This window comes from Komagataeibacter xylinus, assembly GCF_009834365.1.
Taxonomy (GTDB): Bacteria; Pseudomonadota; Alphaproteobacteria; order Acetobacterales; family Acetobacteraceae; genus Komagataeibacter; species Komagataeibacter xylinus_D.
Map to the genome: position 1 here is coordinate 100792 of NZ_CP041349.1, position 25415 is coordinate 126206.

The following is a 25415-nucleotide window of genomic DNA, read 5'->3' on the forward strand; positions in this document are numbered from 1 at the left end:
ATTGGCATAATTATTTATGACACATCTGTTTTGTGATTGGAAGGACCATTCGGGAGGTTTGATGCAAGTTGTTTTCGTCCATGGGGTGAACAACAGAGATCTCGGCGACGGCGCTTATGAGAAGATGACGCGCAGGCGTGCGGACAGGTTCAATCGCCTTGCCTTTGATCAAACGGCGACGATCCGTTTTCCTTACTGGGGGAAATTTGGGCTTGCCGAAAAGTCATTGCTCTCACTTCCGACGTCCAAGGGTCAGACGCAGACACTCGGCACTTTGGTGGCGCCTGCCACACTGGCCGATAGAGCCTCGATCGTGGCGGCTGCAAAGGCAGACTTTCCGGGAGTTGTCGCGTCGTTGTCGGTTGCAGCTCTCGATGCGGTATCGAGCAGCGAGTCGGAAGCTGAGCGCCATTCGGTAGAAGATTTCTGGATGGCTGCCGCACGCTACGCTGATGCCCGTCCCATACCAAGCTGGTTGAGTAACCTTCATTCTGAAGACGAATTGGGAGAGAGGCTTGCTGGTGAAGTGGGCGCGTCGCGTAGAGTTGAATCGCTTGGCGTGGGCTGGCTCCCGAAGTTGCCAAAATTAGATCCCGTTGCGATCGCCGCTGGTAAGGCTCGGGATATTGCTGCACCGTATTTAGCGCAGTTCTTGGGCGACGCGATGATGTTCTTCGCCCGTCGAGACCAAAGCGACCACGTCCGCGCCGAAATCAACGGAGCGATCCTGGCGGCGGCGATGGTGGCCGACGACAACAATGAGCCGCTTGTGTTGATCGGACACAGCATGGGGGATCCATCCTTCACGAGTTGCTAACGGATGCAAATAATATCGCCTTGCTCGAAGAACGGCTGAAGCGGCCATTGAAGATCGACTTGCTCCTCGGAGTGGGAACCCAGGTTGGACTGTTCGCCGAACTCAAGCAATTTTCAGCCTCGAAGAGCGGCAGGCCTCTAGGAGTAGTCGTCGATCACTACTGGAATGTCTATGACTACGCCGATACGCTCGCATTTCTGAGCGAGCCTACGATCGCGGGCGTGGTCGACTTCGAGATCAGCACTTCCGCCGGTCTATCGACAGCACATAATGCCTATTTCGATAACGCGTTCTTCTTCAGTAGGCTTAACAAACGACTTAAGGATGCGGGGCTGCTTGCTTGACACTGCTTTATGAAGCCCAGATCGATGGCCCGGTAACGCATGCTTTCATAGTGGGCTGCGGACGTTATCCATACTTGCAAGCCAATCATGCAGCAGACCGTCGTGCTCCCGTGGCTGGTGCAATCGCGCTTGCCAATATGTTGCTTGAAGATCGTGCCCGACTGGTGGCACCGCTCGGCTCGCTTGAGATGCTCTTGTCCGATCCCACCGTCAACGATGGCTCAATGGATGTCGGGAACGTCTTGGGCGATGAGGTTCTCACGACGCTTGTCGAACCAGCGGACGAACAACACTTTCGTAACCGTGGTGATGAATGGCTAGGCCGTATTCGGCCAGGTGATGCGGTCGTTTTCTACTTCTCTGGACACGGCATTGCGGATCGCCAAGGTGGCGCGGTCGGGCTGCTGGAAGACATAAAGTCAAAAACTAATCGTCCTTGGGCCCAATCATTCAGCGCAAGCAACCTGTCTCAGGCTTTGCAGACCCTCAACCCGGCAAGCGCCTGGGTTTTTTTCGATGCCTGTCAGGAGATCGTCGCAGAGTTTGCCGGCCGCTTGTGGGAAGTCAAGAATATCGATCTCAAAGAAGTGAGTTTGGCTGATATAACGGGAGACGTCTGCGAGCCGCTGGCTCTGGCTGGCGCGCGAACAGGTCATCTGGCTTGGGCGCCGGTCGATTTCGAACCACCTTTCTTCACGCAGGTTCTTCTAAAAGGTCTTAGCGGTTGCTGCGTTGAGAGGACACAAAGCCACGGATGGGCTGTCACCGGCAAGATGCTCCTATTTGGTCTGAGGCAGTTGGGTGAAACGATGTTCGACGAGATTGTCGTGAGACCGCAGCCAATTCTACCGTACTCGGACATACAGGCACTGATGACAGTCGCGCAGCCATTCATGCACCTCACTGTCCGTTCAATCCCGGAAATTCATCTCACCCAAATGGCGTCTGTTCAGGTGAAACAGCAGGACCTGGAGATTATGTCGAGTGTCGCTGCTGAGTTTGTATGGCGGGTCGACATCAATCTCGAGGACCGAGACCTGACCGTGGAATGCGTATGCCAGGAGGGAGCGGTCCCGCTTGCGCCGCAGACCTTCCGTCAGCAAGCGCCGAGCTGTCTAGTGACCTTAAGACCCGCACCCGCGGAGGATGCAGCATGAAACATCGCGTTACGTTCGCAACCGCGTCAAAGGCGGCTATACGGGTTACGGTCCAAGGTAAGGCGCCTACCGACGTCAACCGCTTTCTGCTGACTGGCCACGGCGATGAGAAGGACATGGAGTTCGAAGTCGGATCCTACATTGCCGATGTCAAAAATCTCGGTAGCGGCGAATTTTACGAGTATCCATTTCGCGTCGATGCATCTTCCGAACACATGGTCCTTGCCGTTGGTCGTTTGTCGGACGAACATAGCGCTTGGCGATCTATCCCGGTTCAGCAACAATCGCCATCGACCGAGCACAATGAAATGCTTGCCCGCTCAAACGCAGGCCTCAATTTTTTCAACTTGCGCATGCGAATGCCGCATAAAAAGCAATGGCGGCGGTTCTCCGGATCGAGGTTGGAAAACGTCGATCAGCCGAACATCACAAAACTAGTCAGAGCCGGAAACTGGTCCGAGCATCCAGTCGTTGGCTATCAATTCGATGACGATCTGGGAAATACATGGCACTCATATGTCCCCTTATTCAGCGGTGGAACCTTACTTTATTACCGCGAGCAGGGATCGAGTTTGCCGGCCATGCGACCCTATGAATCAAAATCCGAAGCGATGGTTGGAAGCCTGAGTCATTCTATCCGCGACGAGGTTTCGGAAATTCTCAGTTGGGCAGCAGGAAGCAGCGAGGCCGATGCTATCCGTTCAATTCAGCATTCGCGCGACGATCCCTGGGCAGCAGCAGCGGCTGCTTTGCTTCTTATACGAGCGGGCCGTGGGAACGAGCTAGGGTCGTACGTGGTGCGCTTCGCTCAGCGACATCCATGGATGGCCGATGCAGGGATAATAGCTGCGTGGTGGCAAGCGTCCCGCTCAAATGAGACGGAGTGCCTGACGCAGCTCAGTCGAGCTCGGGAACAAGGGCAGATTTATTACTGGAACAGCCTTGCCGCAGGAGAACAGTTACTCAGTGCGCTTGGAAGTGGCTCTAAATCGACGCCGTTGCGCGCAGCGGCGAGAAAGGAATTGGGCCGTTGGAAACGAATGCGCTCGGGTGCCGTTAACTCTGGAGCATTCGTGGTTTGGCCTTCGGGAGACCATAAGAGCGATCCCGCCTGAGTAGCCCCTAGTTTTCTAGACGCCTTGAGCATTCAAAATCTGCTGTTGTTCGAACTGCACGGGTGACAGCATCCCGTTCCTGACGTGCTTGCGCACCAGGTTATAGAACATTTCGATGGTGTCAAACACGTCCTGCCGGGCTTCCTGGCGCGTTTTGTAAGTTCGACGCCGGATGCGCTCGCGCTTGAGCGATGAGAAAAAACTTTCCGCTACAGCATTGTCGTGGCAATTGCCGCGGCGGCTCATCGAGTGTTCCAGATTGTGAGCCCGTATGAAGGCAGTTCAGTCCATGCTGGTGAACTGACTGCCCTGATCGGAGTGGATCAGCACCCGGCTTTTGGGCTTTCGTCGCCAGATGGCCATATGGAGCGCCTGCAGTACCACATCCGAGGTCTGGCGGCTCTGCATCGACCAGCCCACCACACGACGCGAATAGAGGTCGAGTACGACTGCAAGGTAGGCAAACCCTTCCATGGTGCGGATGTAGGTGATGTCTGTGACCCACACACTGTCGGGTGCCTCGACATCAAACTGCCGGGCCAGCGTGTTGTCGATGACGAGGGACGGCCTGCCACTATGGCTACCTGGCCGCCGCCTGTAGCCAATCTGCGCTTTGATGCCAGCCAGTTTTGTCAGGCGTGCCACGCGGTTCGGACAGCAGGTCTCGCCCTGATCGAGCAGATCATCGTGCAGCTTACGGTAGCCATAAACCCTGCCACTGTCGTTTCAGGCCTGACGGATCAACGTGGTCTGTCGGGCATCCTCGCAAGCCCGTCGGCTCAATGGTTCCTTCCGCCAGGCATAGTAGCCACTGGGCTGCACGGCCAGACAGCGGCACATTGCCCGAATTCCAAAATGATCGCGATGCTCGGCAATGAAGGCGTATCTCACTTTGCATCCCTGGCGAAATACGCGGTGACTTTTTTAGGATGTCGCGCTCCTCGGTCACCCGGGCCAGTTCGCGCTTCAGTTGCCGGATCTCGGCATCCTTGCCGGTATCGCCTGATGCCATCTTCGCGAATTGCCGCTTCCACGCATATAGCGAATGTGTACTGACCCCGAGCCGCTGCGAAACTTCCGCTACCGCATATCCCCGTTCGGTAATCTGCGCCACCGCATCACTTTTGAACTCATCACTGAAATTGGGCTTCCCCATCAACGCCTCCTGTCCTCATTTTTAGGAGCCCGGGCGTCCAGAAATCTAGGGGCTATTCAGTCTCGCTGATCATGCTCACCTATCCATTGACGTCCGGTGCGGATCACGTAAACGATCTCACTCAGAAGCCGTCAGTCGTTCACATGAGGACCACCATGCGCCAGAGGAAAACGGCTTAATTCAATGAACTAACAAGTCTTAAGTCTATTGTTGACTTTCTTTGTTTGGAGCAGTTATGATAGCTTCCCAATAATTTCATTGGTAGCGTTTCCTGAGAGGCAAACATGAGCTATTTAGCGGAGTTTTATGCCGAAGCGGCGCAGGAAGAACTCGAACGGGAGTTCGTTAATGAACACGCAGCGAGGTATGTTGCTGATGGAATGTCGCGTAGGCGTGCGAAGGAGTTAGCACGCGAGACACTCTATAATCGACAGAATGCATCCGTCGAGCGGGGCGAATGTATTGATGGTGAGGACGGGACAATCTACTTCAATGAAGATTGCCGCACGCCTCCACCCCCCCAAACTGACGCCGGGAAAAGGCAGGTGGCTGCGATCAAAAGAGATTTGTCTTCTGACGCTTTCTAATCCTTTGTAAGGTATGGCCGTCGCGGCGGCCATATCTGTTGATCTTCGCATTCGAGTTCTTTCTGCTGTGGTGGAGGTGCCAGCCATCGCGCTGTCAGCGATCGTTTTGGCGACAGCGCGGCCAGCGTGAGCCGTTGGCGGGTTCTGGAATGTGAACGGGCAGCATAACCCCGGTTCTTTGAGTGGAGATCGGCGTTCGGGACGGATCGAAAAGTAGCACGACCTCATCTGTGGCCTTCTGGGTGATATCCCGGACATTGATTGAGCGCGGTCGCAGTTTCGGCCACGGCACCCTGCAACGCTTCTTCGCACGCCATGCGACGGAACTGGACCGCCCCGATGTCCTGATGCAGCGCTAGGCATGGTCCGATGGGCAGATTGATCTCGATCCGGCACTCTTGGTCTTTATCGATGAAATCTAGGCCAAGACCAACATGGCCCCTACCCACGGTCGCGGCCAGCAGCTGTGGATGGGCTTTCCACATGGCCATCGTTGCACGACGACCGTCATCGCCTGACTGACTCATCGGGGCATGATCGCGCCATTCGTCATGAATGGCCCGGTCAATCGCCGCGCCTTCGAGACCTATATCGAGCGCGTTCTCGTCCTCGAACTGAGGCCCAACCATATCGTCATCATGGACAATCTCTCCAATCACAAAGGCGATCGAACCCGCTTCCTGATCGAGAAAGTCGGTGCGGAGCTGCGGCTCCTGCCGCCTTACAGCCTGGATTTCAATTCAATCGAAAATGCATTCTCCAAGCTCAAAGCCCATCTGCGAAAGGCCGCAGGCCGCACTCTCGAAACCCTCTGGAACACCATCGGCGAAATCTCCAAAATGTTCCCACCCATCGAATGCGCCAACTATTTCGTCCCCGCAGGATACAATCCAGACAGATAGGGTTCCGCTCTAATGGCTGGTCTTTGATCGTGCTTTCCGACAGCGGACTGGCCGGAATCTCCCCCAAAGCGACATTTAATAATTGCCTACCGCGGAGCATTTACCATCTTTAGGGCGTTGTCAGGCAGGGGGCGCTGCAATTGTAGTGCTGCGTCCAAGGGCCCCTTCATCCATAGATCCAGTTCTTCCTGCCGGGTCAGAATGACCGGCATAGCTTTCGGATGAATGGCACCGACCTCCCGATTGGCCGTGGTGGTCAGGAAGCCGAACAGGTCATCCGTCGTCTCGCCATCCGCCAGTTTCCGCACTGATGTCCACTGGCACCAGATCCCTGCAAAGAAAGCCAGCGGCTTCCCATCGCTGCGGGCAAACCAGACGGGCCTGCTGGTACCATCCGGCAGGCGCTCCGGTTCGGAAAAAGACGTGAGCGGCACCAGGCAGCGATGCGCGACACCTTCCCAGCGCTTCCACCAGGCCGAGGTGGGATTGCGGATATTGGTCACACCCCGATCGACCCTGTGGCCTTTCAGGTAGCCCGGCGGGGTGGGCATGCCCCATCGCGCCATGACCAGTTCACGCCCATCCTGCGCGTTCCGCACGATGGGCGCCATGGTGTTGGGCCAGATCTCGGGCAGGGGTTGGAGATTGCCGGTGCGGTCGGTCATGACCCTGGCCGCCTCCCGGATCGCCTGCTGGCTGCTGGTCATCGCATAGAGGTTGCACATCACGCCATCCTTTCGCGATTCCGGATATGGGTGTCCTGCCGGGTGGTATCCACCCTGCAGGACGGGGATGGCCGGACTGTTCCTGATAACCCCCTGCAATCCAGACAGTTTTCATCGCGCCTGGACCGTGTGGCAGCCCTGCGTCCGCGTCCGGATCACAGCCGCTTTTCCAGAATGGGTTGACATTCGTCACCGGGCCAGAACAAATAACGAACACAATCACTGATTCTGTGCCAGAAACACCCGAATGGACTGTCCGACCCCATGCCCGCACCCCAACCCCGTCCCGCGCTGGAGGCGCTGAGAGCACAGGTCAGCCGCCTCGAAGGCCAGGGCCGACGCAGGCGGGGCGCGCTTCCCTTCGGTGTGCCCGAGATTGACGCTCGCCTGCCGGATGGTGGCCTGGCGCTGGGCGCGCTGCATGAGGTGGCGGGCGGCGGCCATGATGCCCTGAATGCAGCAGCATCCGGCCTGTTTTCCGCCGGGATCGCAGCCCGGACACGGGGCAAGGTGCTGTGGATCGCCACCCGCCAGGACCTGTATGCCCCGGCACTGCAGCAGGTCGGCCTGTCGGCGCGACGGACCATTTACGTCGCGGCCAGTTCGGACGTCGATGTCCTGGCCTGTTTCGAGGAAGCACTGCGCCATCAGGGGCTGGGGGCGGTCGTGGCCGAGGTCGCCCGCCTGTCCATGACCGCGTCACGCCGCCTGCAACTGGCGGCCGAGACATCCGGCGCGCTGGGCATCGCCATACGGCGCTGGCGGCGACAGACGGATGCGGCGGATTTCGGCCAGCCCACGGCGTCGGTCACCCGGTGGCGGGTCTCGGTCCTCCCATCCGTGTCGCTGCCAGTGCCCGGCGTCGGCCGGTCCCGCTGGCTGCTCGAACTGATCCGTGCCCGCGCGGGCGAATGCGCCGATTTCGAAGTGGAGGCCTGTGATGCCAAAGGGAGACTGGCACCGTGTCGTCTCACTCTACCTGCCGCTCTGGCCGACAGACCGGCTCAGGAAGCGGCTGGGCACCGACGCGCCCGCGCCTGACTGCCCATTGGTGCTGGCCGGACGGGAAGGGCGGCGACGGGTCATCCTGTCGGTCGATCTCGCCGCCCGCAGGCTGGGCCTGCGCCCCGGCACGCCTGTCGCGAAAGCGCAGGCGCTCCATCCCGATCTGCTCATCATGGATGCCGACCCGGACGGTGACCGGGCAGGGCTGGAGCGGCTGGCGCTGTGGTTCCAGCACCGCATCGCCCCCATCGTGGCCCCCGATCCGCCAGACGGCATCGTGCTGGATACGACCGGTGCCGATCACCTGCATGGGGGTGAGTCCATCATGCTGGAGAACATGGTCACCCGCCTGAAGGAGTCCGGGATTACGGCCCGGGCAGCCATTGCCGATACATGGGGTGCGGCCCATGCGCTGGCCCGCTATGGCCGGGAACGCATCACCTTCGTGCCGCCCGGTGAGACGGCGGCAGCGATCACTGATCTGTCCATTGAAGCCCTGCGCCTGCCAGCGGATATCATTGATGGCCTCCATGGGCTGGGCGTGTCACGCATCGGCCCGCTGGCCGGCATGCCGCGCGCGCCGCTGGCCCTGCGCTTCGGCCCGGATGTCGCCCGCAGGCTGGACCAGGCTTTCGGACGGCAGGCGGAAGCCATTGTCCCGGTCCGGCTGCAGGCGCCGGTGCAGGTCAGCCGGAACTTTGCCGAACCGATCAGTGCCGCCGAGACCATAGCCCGCTACATCACCAAACTCGTGCCGCCCCTGTGCGCCGGGCTGGAGGAACGCGAGCAGGGCGTGCGCCGCCTTGACCTGCTGCTGCACCGGGTGGACAGCCGCACCGAGGCCGTCCGCGTGGCCACGGCCATGCCGGTGCGGGACGTCAGACGCCTGACCCGTCTGCTCTGTGACAGGATCGAGACCATCGATCCGGGCTTCGGGATCGAGCGCATGGTGCTGACCGCGTCGCTGGCCGAGCCGATCCTGCACCGCCAGGGTGTATCCGCCCTGATCGAGGAAGAAGAGGCCGACGTCTCCGACCTGATCGATACCCTGGCCAATCGTGTCGGCACGCAGGCCCTGTATCGCTTCGCCCCGGTGGAAAGCGACGTGCCGGAACGGGCCGTCTGCCGCGTGGCCGCCCTTGCACCCGAAGATACACGGGAGTGGCCGGATCACTGGCCGCGCCCCACGCGCCTGCTGCCCCGTCCCGAGCCGATCCAGACCATGGCGGTGCTGCCCGACCATCCGCCGGTCTTCTTCATCTGGCGTGGTATCCGCCGCCGGATCAGATGCGCCGATGGCCCCGAGCGGGTCTTTGGCGAATGGTGGAAAGGGGATGCCGAACTGACCACCGTGCGGGACTATTTCCGGGTGGAAGACACCAGCGGGGAAACATTCTGGGTTTACCGGACCGGGGATGGCGAACATGGCGAGACCGGTTCGCAGGGCTGGTTCCTGCACGGTCTCTTTGAATGAGTGTGCAGTACGCCGAACTGCAGGTGACGACGTATTTCTCGTTCCTGCGCGGCGCGTCCTCACCGATTGAACTGTTCGAGCAGGCGAAGGCCCTTGGCATTGAAGCGCTGGGCATCTGCGACCGCAATTCCCTGGCGGGCATGGTGCAGGCCCATGTCGCGGCCAAAGAGACCGGCATCCGCCTGGTCGTGGGCTGCCGTCTCGATCTGGCCGATTTTCTGCCCGTACTGGTCTATCCGACGGATCGGGCCGCCTATGGTCGCCTGTGCCGGCTACTCACCCTTGGCAAGGCGCGGGCCGGGAAGGGGAAATGCCATCTGCTCTGGGAGGATCTGGTGGCATGGGGCGAAGGCCTCCTTGCGATCCTGCTCCCGGATACGGCGGATGATGCCTGCGCCCTGCATCTGCGCAAGCTGAAGGACGCCTTTGTCGACCGGGCCTATATGGCGCTGACCCTGCGGCGCAGGCCCAATGACCAGATGCGGCTGTATGAACTGGCGAACCTCGCCCAGCAGGCGCGCGTGCCAGCGGTCGTGACCAATGACGTGCTGTTCCACACCCATGACCGGCGTATCCTGCAGGATGTGGTGACCTGCATCCGCAACCACACCACCATCGACGGGGCCGGGTTTGCGCGGGAACGCCATGCGGACCGCTACCTCAAGCCGCCCGCGGAAATGGCCCGGCTGTTCAGCCGCTATCCCGAGGCGATCGACCGGACCATGGAGATCGTGGCCCGTTGCCGCTTCAGCCTTGATGACCTGGCCTACCAGTATCCCGACGAGGTGTCTGTCCCGGGCCAGTCACCGCAGCAGGCGCTGGAAGCCCTGACCTGGGAAGGGGCGGCAGCGGCCTATCCTGAAGGCATTCCGCCCGAGGTCAGGAAAACCCTCAGCCATGAACTCGCCCTGATCGGGCGCATGGATTACGCGCCGTATTTCCTCACCGTGCACAGCATCGTCCGTTACGCCCGATCGCAGGGCATCCTGTGCCAGGGGCGGGGATCGGCGGCCAATTCCGCTGTCTGCTACGTGCTGGGGATTACCGCCATCGATCCGGCACGGACGTCACTGCTCTTCGAGCGGTTCGTGTCCGAAGAGCGCCGTGAGCCACCCGATATCGACGTGGATTTCGAGCATGCGCGCCGGGAGCAGGTGATCCAGTGGATTTACGGTCATTATGGCCGCAACCACGCCGCTCTCACGGCGGTGGTTACGCGCTATCGCGCCAAGGGCGCGCTGCGCGATGTCGGCAAGGTCATGGGCCTGCCCGAAGACCTGATCCGCACCCTGTCCGGCCAGATCTGGGGCTGGGGGCGGAAGCTGGATGAGGACGCGCTGAATGAGACGGGGATCGACCTGTCCGACCGGCGCATCCGGCTGACGCTGGATCTGGCGCGCTGCCTGATCGGCGTGCCGCGCCATCTGTCGCAGCATCCCGGCGGGTTTGTCCTGACCCATGACCGGCTGGATGAACTGGTGCCGATCGAACCGGCGGCCATGGACGCTCGCCAGATCATCGAATGGGACAAGGACGATATCGATGTCCTGAAATTCATGAAGGTCGATGTGCTGGCGCTGGGCATGCTGACCTGCATGAAGAAAGGGCTGGACCTTCTGGGCGAACACAAGGGACAGCATTACACGCTGCAGACCATCCCGGCCGAGGATCCGCGCACCTACGCCATGATCCGGAAGGCTGACACGATCGGGGTGTTCCAGATCGAGAGCCGGGCGCAAATGTCCATGTTGCCGCGTCTCAGGCCCCGGGTGTTCTATGATCTGGTGATCGAGGTGGCCATCGTCCGACCCGGTCCCATCCAGGGGGACATGGTGCATCCCTATCTGCGCCGGCGGGCCGGACAGGAAAAGGAAATCTACCCGACGCCGGAACTCGAAAAGGTGCTCAGGAAGACCTTGGGCATTCCGCTGTTCCAGGAACAGGTGATGCAGGTCGCCATGGTCTGTGCCGGGTTTTCGGCATCCGAGGCCGACCAGCTGCGCCGCGCCATGGCCACCTTCAAGAATACCGGTACCGTCTCGCGCTTCCGCACGCGCCTGATCGAGGGGATGACGGCGCGGGGTTATCCCGAGACCTTTGCCGAGCGCATCTTTCAACAGCTGGAGGGGTTTGGCAGTTACGGCTTTCCGGAAAGTCATGCGGCCAGCTTCGCCATTCTGGCCTATTCGTCATCGTGGATGAAATGCGTTCATCCGGATGTGTTTCTGGCAGCACTCCTGAACAGCCAGCCCATGGGCTTCTACGCTCCGGCCCAGCTTGTGCGCGACGCCCGCGAGCATGGGGTCAAGATCCGGCCAATCTGTATCAACGCCTCGCGCTGGGATAGCACGCTTGAAGGCCCGGAGTGGGATAACGGGCTGTTTGCCGTCCGTCTGGGTATGAGCCTGGTAAAAGGGCTGGCCAATGAGGAGGCCGCCCGGATCGTAGCTGCTCGGGGCAACCGGCCCTTTGCCTCGGTCGACGATTTGTGGCGTAGGGCAGGGGTGAAGGGGGCAGCCCTGACCCATCTGGCCGAGGCGGACGCCTTCCGGCCGGGGCTGGGCCTGGCCCGGCGTGAGGCGCTGTGGGCGATCAAAGCACTACGTGACGAACCCCTGCCGCTGTTTGCCGCAGCCGCCGTCATGCGTGAGGCGGAAGAACCTGATGTGCTGCTCCAGCCCATGCGGGACGGGGCTGAGGTCGCACGGGATTACAACCGCACCGGCCTGACCCTGCGGGATCATCCCTTGGTCTTCCTGCGCCCTGATCTCATCGAGCGCGGGATGGTGACGTGCCGGCAGGCCCTGGAGGCACGGGACAGGAGCAGCCTGTCGGTGGCAGGATTGGTGCTGGTCCGCCAGCGGCCCGGTTCGGCTGAGGGCGTGGTGTTCATGACGCTGGAGGACGAAACGGCAGCGATCAATGTCATCATATGGCCTGATATGTTCGAGCGCTTTCGTCGTGTGGTCCTGTCAGGCCAGATGCTGGGGGTTGTGGGACGGCTGCAGAAGGAAGGGGAGGTGGTGCATCTCGTGACGCGTGAAATTGTTGATCTCTCCCCTCTCCTGGCCGATGTGGGAAATCGGTCGTTGCACGCTTCCCCCGACCCTGAGCAGGGTCGCTTGCGAGAGAATATCGTGGTGAAGCCGCGGAATTTCCATTGAATGTTGTGTCAGAAGGATAATCCTTGTTTGTGACGTTCTTTTACGTCTTAGGTGTTTAGTCCCAGGGTTTGATGGTGTGGTATTTTCACGTGAGTGGAAGGAAGCATTATGGGACAGATACGTCATGGCAGCGCCACGACCACGCACGCGGTGCGAGCAGCAATACAGCGATCGCAGGCTTCGCTCTCGGCGCTGAGCGAGAAGTTTGGGATCAATCCAAAAACGGTGGCGAAATGGCGGAATCGTCCGACTGTCGAGGATCAGAAGACCGGTCCCCAAAAGCCGCGCTCAACGGTTCTGTCCGAGACGGACGAAGCGATGGTCGTAGCTTTCCGGCGACATACCTTACTGCCGCTGGACGATTGTCTTTATGCGTTGCAGGCCACCATCCCGCATCTGACACGCTCAGCCCTGCATCGCTGTCTTCAGCGTCATGGGATGTCACGCCTGCCTGACATTGAAGGGGACAAACCGAAGCGTCAGCGCTTCAGACGCTACCCGATCGGGTTCTTCCACCTCGACATCGCCGAGGTCCAGACCGCTGAAGGCAAGCTGCATCTTTTCGTCGCCATAGACCGGACAAGCAAGTTCGCGGTGGTGCAACTCGCGGACAAGGCCAACAGAAGAACCGCCTGGGAGTTTCTCGAACATCTTCTGCGTGTCGTGCCCTACCGGATTCATACCATCCTGACCGACAATGGCATCCAGTTCGCCGAGCAGCCCCGTAACCGCGGTATGGCATGGTCACGTTCCATGCGTTTCGACATGATCTGCGAGGCCAACGGGATCGAGCATCGCCTGACAAAGCCCAATCACCCCTGGACCAATGGCCAGGTCGAGCGGATGAACCGCACGATCAAGGAAGCAACCGTCAAACGCTTTCATTATGACAGCCATGAGCAGTTGAGGTCTCACCTCAATGATTTCATAGCCGCCTATAATTTTGGACGAAGGCTCAAGACCCTCAAAGGTCTCACGCCCTGTGAATACATCTGCAAGATCTGGACTTCAGACCCGGAAAGATTCATCATCAATCCAACCCATCAAACCCTGGGACTAAACACTTAGAACCTGTTTGGAAAATCGATCTGATGTGTTTCAAGCTCTGGATGTGGACGCCAGAGCAGAGGGGCCGGATGGCCGGGATTATCAGCAAGACGAAACGCTACCCGTCTGACATGACGGACGATGAATGGGAGCGGATCGCGCCATTGATGCCAAGTCTTGGGCGTCGTGGCCGCCCACGGGAGGTTGAATTCCGTGAGGTGATCAACGCGGTGCGCAATCTCGTTCGTTCAGGCTGCGGTTGGTGGATGCTGCCGATCCACTTCGGGCACTGGCGCACGGTCTATGGCTGGTTTCGTGAGTTGGCGCGACGGTTCCTGTTCCAGACCATCCATGATGTTGAACTGATGCTTGACCGGGAACAGGCAGGCCGCGAGGCCAGTCCGACAGCGGCGGTGATCGGCAGCCAGAGCATCAAGGCGCCTCATGCGAGGACAAGGGGTTACGATGCCGGCAAAAAAGTCGTCGGGCGCAAGCGGCATATCGCCGTCGACACGGACGGGCGCCTCCTGATGGTCAACCTCACTCCAGCCGACATCTCCGACAGTGCCGGTGCTCAGATGATCCTGGATGCGATCCGCAAGCGTTGGCCGTGGGTGAAGCATCTGTTCGCCGATGGCGCCTATGACCGCCTGAAGTTGATGGACAAGGCGACTTACCTGGATTTCATCGTCGAAATTATCCGCCGCCGTGACGGAGCAAAGGGCTTTGAGGTGTTGCCGCGACGCTGGGTGGTCGAGAGGACCTTTGGCTGGATGACCCGCTGGCGCCGGCTCGTGCGTGATTACGAGCGCCGCGTCGACGTGTCACAGGCCATGATCTTCGTCGCCATGGGCGCCAATCTCATGCGCAGAAATGCTCATCCATGATTTTCCAAACAGGCTTGTCTTATGCATTCCGTGTCGCGGCGTGCGACAAAGGACTGATTTTTCCGGGGTGGCCACCCCGGAAAAATCAGGAAGGGGACGGGTCGGCAACAGGCAGACCGTAATGGGTCGTCTTGAGAGTATGACCACCCCTTCTTTTCCTTGTGCCCTGAACGGATACCCGAGGTTCGGCCTCGGATGACAAGCATAGGACATGGAAAAGATGACGCATCCAGTTGCGGCTTCCAAGGCCGAGTTGCCACCCGCATCGATCACAATTGGGATCGATGTATCCAAGGATCATCTCGACGCCGCCCGTCACCCCGGCGGTGATACCGTCCGTGTCGCCAACACCCGCAAGGGCCAGACCGCTCTTCTGCGCTGGATCGGCGACATCAAAGCCGCTGCCCGGGTGGTGTTCGAGCCAACCGGCCCCTATCACCGCACACTGGAGGAACGCCTGGCGGCCGTTGGTATCCCGCAGGTCAAGGTTAATCCACGACAGGCGCGGCGTTTCGCCGAAGCCACCGGCAAACTCGCGAAGACAGATCGCGTCGATGCGTTGATGCTGGCACGCTATGGTGCCCTGCTGGATCCGGTGGCGCGTCCAGTCCGCACGGATCTACAGAACCGTCTGGCCGAACTGATGGCTGCGCGCCGCAGTTTGATGCGAGACCGCACGGCAACGCTCAATCGTCTCAGGACCCTCACGATCGGCTTGCTGCAGCGCCACGCGCGTCATCGCCTGCGGCAGATCGAGGCGCAGGTCACATCCCTCGATGCGGCAACTGACGCGCTCGAGGCGGAAGATGCGCATCTGTCTCGACGCCGGGACGTGCTGGCCAGTATTCCGGGACTGGGAAGGGTCACGGCTCATGCGCTTCTGGCCGACATGCCCGAACTCGGCATGATGGAAGAAGGTCAGGCAGCTGCACTGGCCGGGCTGGCACCCATCACGCGCCAGTCCGGCACATGGCGAGGCCGCAGCTTCATCCAGGGTGGTCGTGCCACCGTAAGACAAGCTCTCTACATGCCGGCCATCGTCGCCATGCGGTTCAACCCAGACCTCAAGCGTGTTTACGATCGCCTTATCGCAAAGGGAAAACACGCCAAGATCGCCATTACCGCAATCATGCGAAAGCTCGTTGTCCTCGCAAACGCCCTGCTTCACAAAGATCGGCTTTGGACGCCAAAAGCCGCTTGACCACAACGGATACTCTTAGCAGCAGACACAAAACACGACAGCCTATATTTTTAATAGTGTAAGTCAGTTAAATCATAGTAAATTAGGCAACGTCGGCCCGTTGCGCAATGTCTGATTTAGAATAAACTTATCCGATGTCACCGCCATTGTTTTCAGTGGCATGTTCGGTAGTTCGCAATCAGTTTTATACGAACAAGCTCTATTCAGCAGGACGCCGCAGCAGCTTCGTCGCCGCATTGCTAGACGATAATGTTCCCGTGATGTAACGTGCGGCACGTTCAATGTCCGGAAACATAGTCTTCTCATTTATACCCAGCTTATCAAGTTCATTGAGAATATTTCTTTTAGCATCGGCAGGGATGACGATGTGATTCACTCTAATCCGGTCGCCAGATCTTGATCCAATTTCGTCTTTTAAGCCGAATGCAAAAAAAGCTCCAGCCTGCGCCAGAATGCGTTTATTGTTCTGCTTGGGCTTTACTAGGATAATCGAATCCAGATCGGCAGGGTTGATCTCCCCCAGGAAGCCATTCTTTTCCTGCCTGATGAAATGAAGCAGTCTTTTGATAGATGTGCTATTATTGAACTTTTCCAAGTCTAAATTAGTGTCTATTTCGTTTTTATAATTCCACGAGAGGCGTGCTAGATTTGTGATACAACTCACAGTATCGCTGTCGAAGTATCGCACCCGTTGCTTAGGGACGCTAAGCACGACGACGTGCCCGTCCATATTCCTCCTACTTTTCTCGCCTAGGACAGGTATAATCTGCTTGACCTTCTCGCACGCGAAATAGAGCGCCACCAGTGGATTCATCGTCACATCAAGCAACCGCGTAGGTAGAGAGAAGTGCTGCATCCGTACTAACATCTCCAACGCGCTTGTATCTCGGTCGAAATCCTCGGGATGAGCAGCGATAAGTTCACGCAAAAGGATATGCTCATTTTTGCATGTGGCTGTCTTGCGAAAAATGGACGGGGTCAATCTGAAATCGGTACTGCCATGGCCGCGATAGGTCACGACCGCGTTTTTAGTAACTTTTCGGTTCAGGATGATCCCGACGAAATCTGTAACTGATTTAATAGGATTCATGTCCTTCCTCTGCGATATCTACAATAGTAGCTTGTGACCGATCACATAAACATACACGACGGGCATGCGTAAAATGCTGGGACCGCGCATCATTAATTGCGCCGAGACGACATGACGATCGAGCACGGTTGACGAAAATGATCCAATTCAGCACATGGCGGTCATCCATTAGGGGACGACCATGGCTCTTGAGATGGAATGGCTGCGTCAGGCAGACGTGACATCCCATGACGCCGAAAACAGCGATGCAGGGCTGAGCGTGTCAGATGCGGAATGGTGGCCTGCAACGCATAAAGACAATCGTCCAGCGGCAGTAAAGTATGTCGCCGGAAAGCTACGACCATCGCTTCGTCCGTCTCGGACAGAACCGTTGAGCGCGGCTTTTGGTGACCGGTCTTCTGATCCTCGACAGTCGGATGATTCCGCCATTTCGCCACCGTTTTTGGATTGATCCCAAACTTCTCGCTCAGCGCCGAGAGCGAAGCCTGCGATCGCTGTATTGCTGCTCGCACCGCGTGCGTGGTCGTGGCGCTGCCATGACGTATCTGTCCCATAATGCTTCCTTCCACTCGCGTGAAAATACCACACCATCAAACCCTGGGACTAAACACCTAGGTTCTATTGACAAAAGACGGTAGCCACAGTTTTACGGCTGCGAGGTTGAGAAAGGCGAGGAAAGATTTTCTTGTCTTGTCATAGCGTGTGGCGATACGTCGGAACTGCTTCAGCTTGTTGAACATCCGCTCGATACGGTTGCGATCCCGGTAACGACAGAAGTCGCAAGGGATATTCTCTGTGCGGTTTGAACGCGGCAGGATGACAGGAAGAATACCTCGGAAAAGCAGGTTCTCCCGTATCCTGTCACTATCATACCCTTTGTCGGCCAGAAGTCGGCGCGGTGTCACGACCGGCAGGTCCATCAGGGCATCAGCGCCGGAGTAATCAGAAATTTCACCGCCCGTCAGTTCAAATCCAAGAGGGCGTCCCTGACCGTCAGCGCGGGCGTGGATCTTGCTTGTAAAGCCGCCGCGGCTTCGACCAAAGCCTTCCTTATGTGTCCCCCTTTTGCGCCAGCCGCCTGGCTATGAGCCCGAACGACCGTGCTGTCGATCATGTGCTGCCAGTCATCGGTCAGGCCAAGTTCGACCAGCGTTTCCAGTAGAGCGTCCCAGACACCCTGTTCTGCCCATCGACGGAACCGCACATAGACCGAGTTCCATTTTCCATAGCGCTCATGCATGTCCCGCCACGGGCAACCGACGCGCAGGACATAAAACATTCCGTTGAGAAACAGACGGTTATCCTGTGCTGGCCGGGACCAGCGGCCACGTTCAGGCGGCAGAAGTCCGCCAATGATTGCCCATTCCTCGTCCGTCAGGTCGCCACGCATCCACAGGTCTCCGTAAAGACCAGTGTTCAATCACGTCCAGGCCAGTCTGAAAAGGCCTTTTGTCAACAGAACCTAACGTTTGAAGCGTAGTGGGGTATAAATGGCACTTATCAAATACCAAATGGCGTAGACGCTGAACCGTGTGTAAAGTAACGATTGGCGTCGGTTTTAATTCTCTTGATTTTATTAGGCTTTGACCGATGACTGCACCGGTAAAGCCCCGAGAGGACTCTGTTGATCCCCTGACCTGAGGTGGCTTGCGGCACGCCGCTGGAATGTAAACCCTGCATACCGGTTTTTGGCCCTCGCAGCGATCTGTGACGTGGCCAGCCTGATGGATGCGGCTGGCGTGGATAGTATAAACCGCCAGACATTGCATGACTAGGTTGCGCTGACAAAAGACCGATTGGTCTGGAGAAAGATCTGTTTCACTGGTTGCTTTGGCAAAGCAGCGTAGTGTAACAGATGTGGTACAAGACGATCTACCGGATTAGGAATGGACAATAATTGGTCCGCATTCTTCTGCCTGAATGCGGACGTTGGGCTCGACCAGCCTGAGACAACCGCCTGTTCCTGAATTGCATTCTGCGTGTCCCGCGCATTGGATGCCCCCGACGGGACATGCACGAACTCTACGGCAAGTGGAACTCCTTGTATGTCCGGTTTCGCCGTTAGGCCGAACAGCGGGAAGGATGGGACGCCCTACTGCAAACCTTGGTGGATCTGGACCTGACCGACGACCGGCAGCATATGCTCGACAGCACCGTTGTCCGCGCCAGTTCGCAGGCCGCAGGAGCAAAAGGGCGCTTATCCGGAAGGTTTTGGTCGATCACGCGGTGGCTTTACGAGCAAGATTCATGCCTAATGTTACGATGAGGAACGTCCGCTCAACTCTGATCTCATAGGGGAGCAGGTCTCAGACTGTAAAGCCAAATGTGCCCTGGTGAAACTGCCGACTTCAAATCCCAGGGCCATGCTGGCTGATCGGGGTATGACAAGCGACAGTTTCCGTCGGGATCTGCTACTGCACGGTATTTTTCTGGTCATTCCATCACGCAAAGGCCGAAGTGCATCGCAGAAAACAGACTGGCGAAGGATTACATCCTGTCATACCGCATTTTATTCTAAAATTTTAACCTGACCCGTAGAATTTACTGAAAGATGCACATTCGCGTTTTTTAGAGCGCCCTTTACAAAGTTTTCGTCAGCTTCATATAATGAATACGAACCAGATTGTTGACCATTGTTTAATTCAGCAACATATTTCCCTGCATCAATTGTTCCGGCAGGAGATTTATCGGAAAGATATATTTCTATTGATTCCGGGACGATGAGATTAATTGAGTAGACATTCATCATATGTTCTCCTTTTTTACAATTTCACTCCTTATGTCTATCTAGCGTTATGTTTTTTTACCATCATCATTTTGGCAAGTCTGCCATTATCTAGCACTACTTAGACAGGAAAACAGAGCCGTTGGTGCTATCACTCCATCTGCTCCTGCTTGATATTTCGACGGTATATCTGGCACGTCTGAGACAAGTTGGCGTTCCAATGGAACAACAGGGCTCCAAGACCACGCCGGAGATCGGTATCGACGAGATCGACCACCGCTGTGCCGCAGGTATCGGCTTCGGCTACGGTGGATGCAGGCTACTAGGTGCTGAGTGGGGGAGCCTGCAGCCAGGCAGTGGCGGTTACCGCGCGTCACTCCAGCCAACAGGATCCGATGTCTCCAAGCGAGAAATACGGGTCATTCCGCGTTCATCCGTTATTGCAGCAGCTGCCGGTTTATGCCTATAAGCTGCCGGAAACTGTTACACTGCGCGGGGTCAACTGGCGTCGTCGAACCATGCATGGTTTAGCAGCCCGCTTTGCAGCCATGCGGATCCGCATGGCAAAGGGTTCGTCTAGCGTATCTGTGACCAGACAAACCAGCATATGCTTGGGATGGAAGTTTAACTGATTGGCGAGTACTGCTCCATTGCAGAAGAGAGAGATTACCTGTCCGATCCACCTGCCGATTCATTGCTCAGGTTTTTTGCTGCCCCAATCAAGGCCCGATGGCCTAACGAACAAACGTATCATTAACTCAAAAAGGTATTAAGCCTCGATCACTTTGAGCGGGCGATCGTGTGCAGGCTTGCACCGATATGGCATATCCTATGGAGGTCTTCGATTGCATAGCTCTCAGTGCGTTCCGCCAAAAAAAGCATTAGACCAGCAGCCTACAAGTTGTCAGTTTGTTGGCATAACAAAACTTATGGGATTTACAAGTTTGATTGTTCGGGAAGGCAACCAATGATACTTGCGATTAGCGGACAGCAAGATACCCCGTCTCGCCGCGTGACAAGGTAATCATGCCAAAACGCATGGGCATATCCAATTGGAATCCTTGTCATGGACAGACCGCCTCATATATAATCCCATTCTATGGTCAATATATGAGGCAACCTGTCATGTCCGAGACCACGTTTCTCTACTGACGCCTACGATCCGTCCGGACTGATCGCGGCCGAACGGCTGAGTAGCATGCTGCATATCACTCGTGGCGAACTGGCTGCCACCCTGGGCCTGTCCCGCGACGCCGTCTCCAAAAGTGCCCGCCTCGGCCGCCCCACCACCCAGGCGAGGCTGCGCGACATGGTCGAGATCCTCAATCGTGTCCGGCCATGGGCGGGCTCAGCCCAACAGGCTTTCGCATGGTATCGGTCACAGCCCCTGCCCTCCTTCGGTGATCAGACTGCCGAGGCGCTCGTTCGGGAAAGATACGCCGACGCCGTCCGGCGCGCTATCTCGATCGGATTGCAACCGGCGGTTACGCGCGAGGTTTACCGGACGGGTGTTCCGGGCTCATAATCCCCGCTGGTCTTTCACCCCACTGTCAGGCGACGGTGCGGCGCTTCATGGAGGCCGGTTCAACCTGGACGGCACACCTGCCCTTTACACATCTCTGCGGATGGAGACTGCCTGGCTCGAGGCCCAGCAAGGCTTCCCGTTCAAGCCTCAGCCCTTGACCATCTGTGGCTATGACGTCGATAGCGAACCCGTCCTCGATCTGACCGACCCGTCCAATCTTGATAATCGCGGTTTCTCCTCCCCTGCCCCTGGGAAGATCTTGCCGATCAGGGCAAGATGCCGCCCTCGTGGGAACTCGCAAAAATGCTCACAGCCAATGGTGTGGCTGGCATCATCGTCCCGAGTTTTGCCCCCGGAGCAATGGAAAATGACAGGAAGCTGGTCTTCTGGCAGTGGTCAGACAGTCTACCCTCCCGCGTAACCGTCATCGACGATGAAAAGCGTTTGCCAGCAACCGCAACGTCATGGTCGTAAACCGAGAATAAATGAAGGACTTGCGACGATATTAGTCGGTTAAAAGTCCCAACGGAAGCCATTGGGACCATTACGTCACGTCGATCACCAACCATAACAACGGGCGCCCCTCTTTTTGAGGAGCGACAAACAACCAAGCGGCAATTATGCATTCCGTCCTGTAAATGCGTTCATATGAGCCTGAATTTCGAGAGATGCCTCTCCAACGGTCGACGGGTACGTTTGAGCAGTAGTCATCGCCGCGACGCGCTTGTTGTGAAGCGCGAGATCAGCGCCAGCGGTTGGCAATTGTCTAGCTGCCTGCGCCAGACTGATCTGAAGGCTGTTTAAAGGCTCTTTGACGGCATCAATCGAATCACGCATCGAATAAGACGTTGAAGCCTGAACGCTGCTTGGACCTTGATTGTCAGGTGTTTTAAGAAGCTCATCAAGAAAGTCCGGCGCTGCCTGGTCACGTTTGGTTAGAGAACGAATACCAAATAGTTTTCTAAGTGTCGCTATTATTGTCGTATGATCGTAAGGGGTATTGCCTTGTGGCCTGAATACGTGACCCGGCTTTACATATGGTGAGATGATTATTGCAGGGACACGGACACCGAAGTAATCAAAATTAAAACCATCTTGATGTTTATCGTCGGGTGATACTGCTGCTGGTGGAGTCACATGATCATAACATCCTCCGTGTTCATCGTAGGTAATGATTAAAAGTGTCTTATCCCATAAGGGACCATTGCGAACCGCATTATAGACCGATGCAATGAGTTCCTCCCCGTATACGACATCGTGCGCCGGATGCTGGTCATTGGGCATCTTTCTCAAAATGGGGTGAGCAAAATATCGCGGCTCGATGAAACTATACGCGGGTAAAGTCCCTTTTCTCGCATCATTCTCAAACTCCTCAAAATATTTGAAATTCGAGAGCGAGAATTCCCAAAGAGAGGACAAAGTCGTCGATTGCGCAAAGTCATGAAAATATATTTTCCAATCCTTATGAACCTCCCTTAATCTGTTGAATACGGTGGGCATTTCAAACGGGAGCTTGTCCGGATAGTTATTGACCCATCCACCAGACGTGCCCGTATGCGCAAAGATACGGTTTGGCCATGTCTGACATGGCGCAGATGCATGCCAACGGTCTGAAATGCCGAATTCCCGACCCAGCGTCGTCAATACAGGTAGCTGATCGGGGGTGAAGAAATGCATGACTGACTCAGGACTACGCGAACCCGGGCGATCAGGCTGGGCCATATAATTATCTACGAATCCTGACATGTCTGGTAATTTCGAAGCCAAGCTGCCCTTTTCCTGGCGTCCATGAATCTGTTCGTAAATGTCTTTAAATGATTCACCGGGATCAGGATCTGGAATGCGCACCACCTGACGGTCGGTTCCGTCCGTAGTCCACACGGCTATCGATTCGACGGAGCCGTCCGGATGATGCCAGGGATTAGTCTCCGTTCCCGTTAGTCGGTCGATCGGATCGGTGGACGATGGCGACTGTCCAAACATACTATCGAATGACCGATTTTCTAGCATTAATACAACTACGTGCTCAATACCCATTGATTTCCACTCCTTTTATTTTTTACACCATTTAATAAGTCATATATCAGAAAGTTATTTTCTTTTATCTTGTAAATCATACAAATCTCCCGGACCCGAAACCCACGTCTCAGTCATTGATCAAGTCCCAGTTCCCAATGATCACGGGCTGACTGCCCCGCCCAACAGAATGCCAAAAGCCCCCGAATATTGTTACAGTACCAGCTATACTCATACACTAGTTTGTGGGAACTCCGCTAATCCCCTTTTTTAAACGGGTGACACAAGAGAATGTAGAGAACAAGCCCGCAGTTTCTGTACAGACACTAGCTCGGCATATCCGCGTTGCCCTTCTCCCAACAGTATATCCCGCGTGGCGACGCCACGTAACCCCTGATGGTTAGAGACAGAGATCCAGTCGCAGAAACTGGCCATGACCAAATCGGGTCCCACACCGATGACGCCTCCTTGAGGCACGTTTTCATATCCAATCAATAGGGTAACGGCTTCAGACCCTTTACTCTTCCTTCGGCTCGACTGCGGATGTACCATGACATTCTAAATGTCTGACCGAGACGCCTCTTCTTCCTCGTCTTTACCCGTTGCGTCCATCGGGAGAGACCGCATGTCAGGAAAACAGCAGATGGACGGTCAGCATACGTCCACATCTGGTGCCGTTTGGAGCTGTCCGATGCATCCGGACATCAGGGAAGCGCATCCCGGCAAATGCCCGATATGCGGTATGACACTTCAGCCGATGAGCAGCCCCGATACTATGGAACCAAAGAAGGGAATGGGCCACGACCAGGCGATTCATGATATGGCCTGCCATGATCAGAACCGCCATGCGCCCCAGACCGCTGCCTGGCCGCCTACTGGTGGCCACACGATCTGGACATGCCCCATGCGTCCGCAGATCCGGCAGGACCATCCTGGAAACTGCGCGCTTTGCGGCATTGCGCTGGAGGCGGAGGAACCGACCGAACAGCCTGACGACAATTCGGAGCTGAAGGACTTCACGCACCGCCTGATCGTGGCCCCCGTTCTTGCCATCCCACTCACGGTCGTCACCAATGCGCTTAGGCTCGGCGCCCTACGGACCCGCACCATGCTGGTTCCATATAGTTGGTCCGCTATCTCCCTCATCTAAGACGCGCCGCCGCCCGTCTAACCTGCTCGGGAGCGGACGTTCGTGGTCTTAGTCCATCGCATCTCTTCCGACGAAACCTTCGATCCAGCGTCGCGTCAGGTAGACCATGAAGCTTTGCACGAGTTCCGCACGCGTGGGCGCGTGGCATATGTCAGGCGCACGACGTGGAGCGACATCTCCTCGGTACGCCAGTCGCGCACGGTCTCAACGACACGGCCGTCCGCCCATCTCTCGTGTCCCATGAAGCCGTGATCGCCGTGCCCCGCGCTGTAGGATGTCAGCCACGGTGCTCGGGCAAGCCATACACGCGGCTACTCGATGTCTTCCGACCTCGTCCATACAGTCGGCAAGCGCTTCGCCAAGGCGCACCTTAAAAGTGCCCAGCTACGGTGTGTCGTCAGTTAAGCAGGATCATGATTGAGGCGAACTGCACGGCTGCAAGGAATGTTGACTTCAGTTTATCGTAGCGGGTTGCGATAGCGCGAAACTGCTTGAGTTTATTGAAAAACCTCTCAACAAGGTTTCGTTCGCTGTAAAGGGAAAAATCGGTTTTCCGTCGTGTTGTTCTGTTGCGTTTTGGCGGGATGACCAGGGTAATCCCGCGCTGTATCAGCCGATCGATCAACCTGTCCGCGTCATACGCCTTGTCAGCAAGGAAAGCATCCGGGTCGATGTTTTCCAGAAGCGGTTCCGCTTGGGTGATATCTGCGTCCTGTCCCGGTGTGATGCCGAGTTCCACCGGATTGCCCAGAGCGTCGCAGATGGCATGGATCTTTGTAGTCAACCCGCCTCGTGATCGTCCGATGGCCTGATCCGTGCCCCTTTTTTGAGAGCTCCGGCACTATGCTGATGCGCCCGGACAATTGTGCTGTCGATCATCATGTATTCGTTGTCGTGATCAGCGGCCAGATAACGAAATATCCGTTCGATGACACCGCTTTCACACCAGCGGCGCAGACGCCGGTGCACGTTTTTCCAGTCCCCGAAACGGGCAGGAAGGTCGCGCCATGGAATGCCCGCGCGATAGCGATACAGTACCGCCTCCACGAACAGACGGTTGTTCGCCGCAGTGCCGCCGACATAACCCTCACGACCGGGGAGAAGATCCTTTATCCGCTCCCACTGGTCATCGCGTAAACCATAGCGCCGCATCCCTCTGTCTCCCCCAAAACTGGGAAAACAGTCAGCACACGCAGCCATAAAGTACAACCCACACGTGCCACATTCAGGGCTTAACTGACGACACGCCGTAAGATAGATGCTTCGAAGGTCAGGGTTATGCCGCATGGCAACCAGAGTAGGCATGTACAGAGCGTTTCTGACATGAA

General features: G+C 57.1%; 19 protein-coding genes and 5 pseudogenes. 16 read left to right on the forward strand and 8 right to left on the reverse strand.

Going from position 1 to position 25415, the window contains the following annotated elements:
• Positions 1–61 precede the first annotated feature (61 nt).
• Genes FMA36_RS17325 through FMA36_RS17340 form a run of 4 tightly spaced genes read left to right on the forward strand, consistent with a single transcriptional unit; the run spans position 62 to position 3433 of the window.
• Positions 62–817 carry a hypothetical protein gene (locus FMA36_RS17325; protein WP_159264241.1) on the forward strand — a complete coding sequence of 252 codons (756 nt, stop codon included), beginning with the start codon at positions 62–64 and terminating at the stop codon, positions 815–817.
• Between the two features lie 20 nt (positions 818–837).
• On the forward strand, positions 838–1161 hold the full coding sequence (locus FMA36_RS17330) for a hypothetical protein (protein WP_159264242.1): 324 nt from the start codon (positions 838–840) through the stop codon (positions 1159–1161).
• The gene (locus tag FMA36_RS17335) at positions 1158–2318 is read left to right on the forward strand and encodes a caspase family protein (RefSeq protein ID WP_159264243.1); all 1161 of its coding nucleotides are present in this window, start codon (positions 1158–1160) and stop codon (positions 2316–2318) included. The genes FMA36_RS17330 and FMA36_RS17335 overlap by 4 nt, the downstream gene beginning before the upstream one ends.
• A complete protein-coding gene (locus FMA36_RS17340) occupies positions 2315–3433 on the forward strand; it encodes a hypothetical protein (RefSeq protein WP_159264244.1) in 1119 nt (372 codons plus the stop codon). The genes FMA36_RS17335 and FMA36_RS17340 overlap by 4 nt, the downstream gene beginning before the upstream one ends.
• 15 nt (positions 3434–3448) lie before the next feature.
• Here FMA36_RS17340 and FMA36_RS17345 read toward each other — a convergent pair.
• Positions 3449–4589 (reverse strand): annotated as a pseudogene (locus tag FMA36_RS17345) (IS3 family transposase).
• 284 nt (positions 4590–4873) lie between these two features.
• Here FMA36_RS17345 and FMA36_RS17350 point away from each other — a divergent pair.
• Entirely contained in the window at positions 4874–5176 is a 303-nt protein-coding gene (locus FMA36_RS17350) for a hypothetical protein (RefSeq protein ID WP_159264245.1), read from the forward strand.
• 13 nt (positions 5177–5189) lie between these two features.
• Positions 5190–6078: pseudogene (locus FMA36_RS17355) on the forward strand (transposase).
• 86 nt (positions 6079–6164) lie between these two features.
• Here FMA36_RS17355 and FMA36_RS17360 read toward each other — a convergent pair.
• The gene (locus tag FMA36_RS17360) at positions 6165–6803 is read right to left on the reverse strand and encodes an SOS response-associated peptidase (protein WP_159264247.1); all 639 of its coding nucleotides are present in this window, start codon (positions 6801–6803) and stop codon (positions 6165–6167) included.
• Positions 6804–7067: 264 nt separating this feature from the next.
• On the opposite strand from FMA36_RS17360, the gene FMA36_RS17365 reads away from it, so the two are divergent.
• The 6 genes from FMA36_RS17365 (at position 7068) to FMA36_RS17390 (ending at position 15581) form a co-directional block, all read left to right on the forward strand.
• Entirely contained in the window at positions 7068–7844 is a 777-nt protein-coding gene (locus FMA36_RS17365; RefSeq protein ID WP_010517846.1) for an ImuA family protein, read from the forward strand.
• Positions 7744–9282 carry a Y-family DNA polymerase gene (locus FMA36_RS17370; protein ID WP_276612619.1) on the forward strand — a complete coding sequence of 513 codons (1539 nt, stop codon included), beginning with the start codon at positions 7744–7746 and terminating at the stop codon, positions 9280–9282. Before FMA36_RS17365 ends, FMA36_RS17370 begins: the two co-directional genes overlap by 101 nt.
• Positions 9279–12446, forward strand: a complete 3168-nt coding sequence (locus FMA36_RS17375) for an error-prone DNA polymerase (RefSeq protein ID WP_159264249.1) — start codon at positions 9279–9281, stop codon at positions 12444–12446. Before FMA36_RS17370 ends, FMA36_RS17375 begins: the two co-directional genes overlap by 4 nt.
• 108 nt (positions 12447–12554) lie before the next feature.
• Positions 12555–13514, forward strand: coding sequence for an IS481 family transposase (locus FMA36_RS17380; protein ID WP_159264208.1), 960 nt, complete (start codon positions 12555–12557; stop codon positions 13512–13514).
• 41 nt (positions 13515–13555) lie between these two features.
• Complete coding sequence (locus tag FMA36_RS17385; RefSeq protein WP_159264328.1) at positions 13556–14380, forward strand: IS5 family transposase; 825 nt, start codon at positions 13556–13558, stop codon at positions 14378–14380.
• 220 nt (positions 14381–14600) lie between these two features.
• On the forward strand, positions 14601–15581 hold the full coding sequence (locus tag FMA36_RS17390; RefSeq protein ID WP_167518069.1) for an IS110 family RNA-guided transposase: 981 nt from the start codon (positions 14601–14603) through the stop codon (positions 15579–15581).
• A 199-nt stretch (positions 15582–15780) separates the two neighbouring features.
• Here FMA36_RS17390 and FMA36_RS17395 read toward each other — a convergent pair whose 3' ends face one another.
• From FMA36_RS17395 to FMA36_RS17405, 3 genes and pseudogenes are all read right to left on the reverse strand, one after another.
• Complete coding sequence (locus FMA36_RS17395) at positions 15781–16671, reverse strand: FRG domain-containing protein (RefSeq protein WP_110570269.1); 891 nt, start codon at positions 16669–16671, stop codon at positions 15781–15783.
• A 206-nt stretch (positions 16672–16877) separates the two neighbouring features.
• Positions 16878–17225, reverse strand: a pseudogene (locus FMA36_RS17400) (IS481 family transposase); the annotation flags it as partial.
• A gap of 57 nt (positions 17226–17282) precedes the next feature.
• A protein-coding gene (locus FMA36_RS17405) for an IS5 family transposase (RefSeq protein WP_240906598.1) occupies positions 17283–18061 on the reverse strand; the annotation gives its coding sequence in 2 pieces (ribosomal slippage) (positions 17283–17734 and positions 17734–18061; 780 coding nt in all).
• Positions 18062–18568: 507 nt separating this feature from the next.
• Here FMA36_RS17405 and FMA36_RS19960 point away from each other — a divergent pair.
• Positions 18569–19127: pseudogene (locus tag FMA36_RS19960) on the forward strand (IS5 family transposase); the annotation flags it as partial.
• Between the two features lie 53 nt (positions 19128–19180).
• Here the strand turns inward: FMA36_RS19960 and FMA36_RS17410 are convergent.
• On the reverse strand, positions 19181–19420 hold the full coding sequence (locus FMA36_RS17410; protein WP_159264253.1) for a hypothetical protein: 240 nt from the start codon (positions 19418–19420) through the stop codon (positions 19181–19183).
• Between the two features lie 1101 nt (positions 19421–20521).
• On the opposite strand from FMA36_RS17410, the pseudogene FMA36_RS17415 reads away from it, so the two are divergent.
• Positions 20522–20887: pseudogene (locus FMA36_RS17415) on the forward strand (antitoxin Xre/MbcA/ParS toxin-binding domain-containing protein); the annotation flags it as partial.
• Positions 20888–20904: 17 nt separating this feature from the next.
• Positions 20905–21342: an RES family NAD+ phosphorylase gene (locus tag FMA36_RS17420; RefSeq protein WP_231289966.1), complete on the forward strand. Its 438-nt coding sequence runs from the start codon at positions 20905–20907 to the stop codon at positions 21340–21342.
• Between the two features lie 197 nt (positions 21343–21539).
• Here FMA36_RS17420 and FMA36_RS17425 read toward each other — a convergent pair whose 3' ends face one another.
• Positions 21540–22958 carry an alkaline phosphatase family protein gene (locus FMA36_RS17425; RefSeq protein ID WP_007396762.1) on the reverse strand — a complete coding sequence of 473 codons (1419 nt, stop codon included), beginning with the start codon at positions 22956–22958 and terminating at the stop codon, positions 21540–21542.
• Positions 22959–23562: 604 nt separating this feature from the next.
• Between FMA36_RS17425 and FMA36_RS17430 the strand changes: the two genes are divergently transcribed.
• Entirely contained in the window at positions 23563–24087 is a 525-nt protein-coding gene (locus FMA36_RS17430) for a heavy metal-binding domain-containing protein (RefSeq protein ID WP_206065352.1), read from the forward strand.
• Between the two features lie 397 nt (positions 24088–24484).
• Here the strand turns inward: FMA36_RS17430 and FMA36_RS17435 are convergent.
• A protein-coding gene (locus tag FMA36_RS17435; protein ID WP_085948970.1) for an IS5 family transposase occupies positions 24485–25239 on the reverse strand; the annotation gives its coding sequence in 2 pieces (ribosomal slippage) (positions 24485–24900 and positions 24900–25239; 756 coding nt in all).
• Between the last annotated feature and the right edge of the window lie 176 nt (positions 25240–25415).

Bases quoted from the DNA above. Each gene is read 5' to 3' on its own strand.
- FMA36_RS17380 (WP_159264208.1), top strand. From the start codon at position 12,555: ATGGGACAGATACGTCATGGCAGCGCCACGACCACGCACGCGGTGCGA.
- FMA36_RS17395 (WP_110570269.1), bottom strand. From the start codon at position 16,671: ATGAATCCTATTAAATCAGTTACAGATTTCGTCGGGATCATCCTGAAC.
- FMA36_RS17325 (WP_159264241.1), top strand. From the start codon at position 62: ATGCAAGTTGTTTTCGTCCATGGGGTGAACAACAGAGATCTCGGCGAC.
- FMA36_RS17365 (WP_010517846.1), top strand. From the start codon at position 7,068: ATGCCCGCACCCCAACCCCGTCCCGCGCTGGAGGCGCTGAGAGCACAG.
- FMA36_RS17350 (WP_159264245.1), top strand. From the start codon at position 4,874: ATGAGCTATTTAGCGGAGTTTTATGCCGAAGCGGCGCAGGAAGAACTC.
- FMA36_RS17410 (WP_159264253.1), bottom strand. From the start codon at position 19,420: ATGATGAATGTCTACTCAATTAATCTCATCGTCCCGGAATCAATAGAA.
- FMA36_RS17360 (WP_159264247.1), bottom strand. From the start codon at position 6,803: ATGTGCAACCTCTATGCGATGACCAGCAGCCAGCAGGCGATCCGGGAG.
- FMA36_RS17340 (WP_159264244.1), top strand. From the start codon at position 2,315: ATGAAACATCGCGTTACGTTCGCAACCGCGTCAAAGGCGGCTATACGG.
- FMA36_RS17390 (WP_167518069.1), top strand. From the start codon at position 14,601: ATGACGCATCCAGTTGCGGCTTCCAAGGCCGAGTTGCCACCCGCATCG.
- FMA36_RS17430 (WP_206065352.1), top strand. From the start codon at position 23,563: ATGTCAGGAAAACAGCAGATGGACGGTCAGCATACGTCCACATCTGGT.
- FMA36_RS17425 (WP_007396762.1), bottom strand. From the start codon at position 22,958: ATGGGTATTGAGCACGTAGTTGTATTAATGCTAGAAAATCGGTCATTC.
- FMA36_RS17375 (WP_159264249.1), top strand. From the start codon at position 9,279: ATGAGTGTGCAGTACGCCGAACTGCAGGTGACGACGTATTTCTCGTTC.
- FMA36_RS17385 (WP_159264328.1), top strand. From the start codon at position 13,556: ATGTGGACGCCAGAGCAGAGGGGCCGGATGGCCGGGATTATCAGCAAG.
- FMA36_RS17370 (WP_276612619.1), top strand. From the start codon at position 7,744: ATGCCAAAGGGAGACTGGCACCGTGTCGTCTCACTCTACCTGCCGCTC.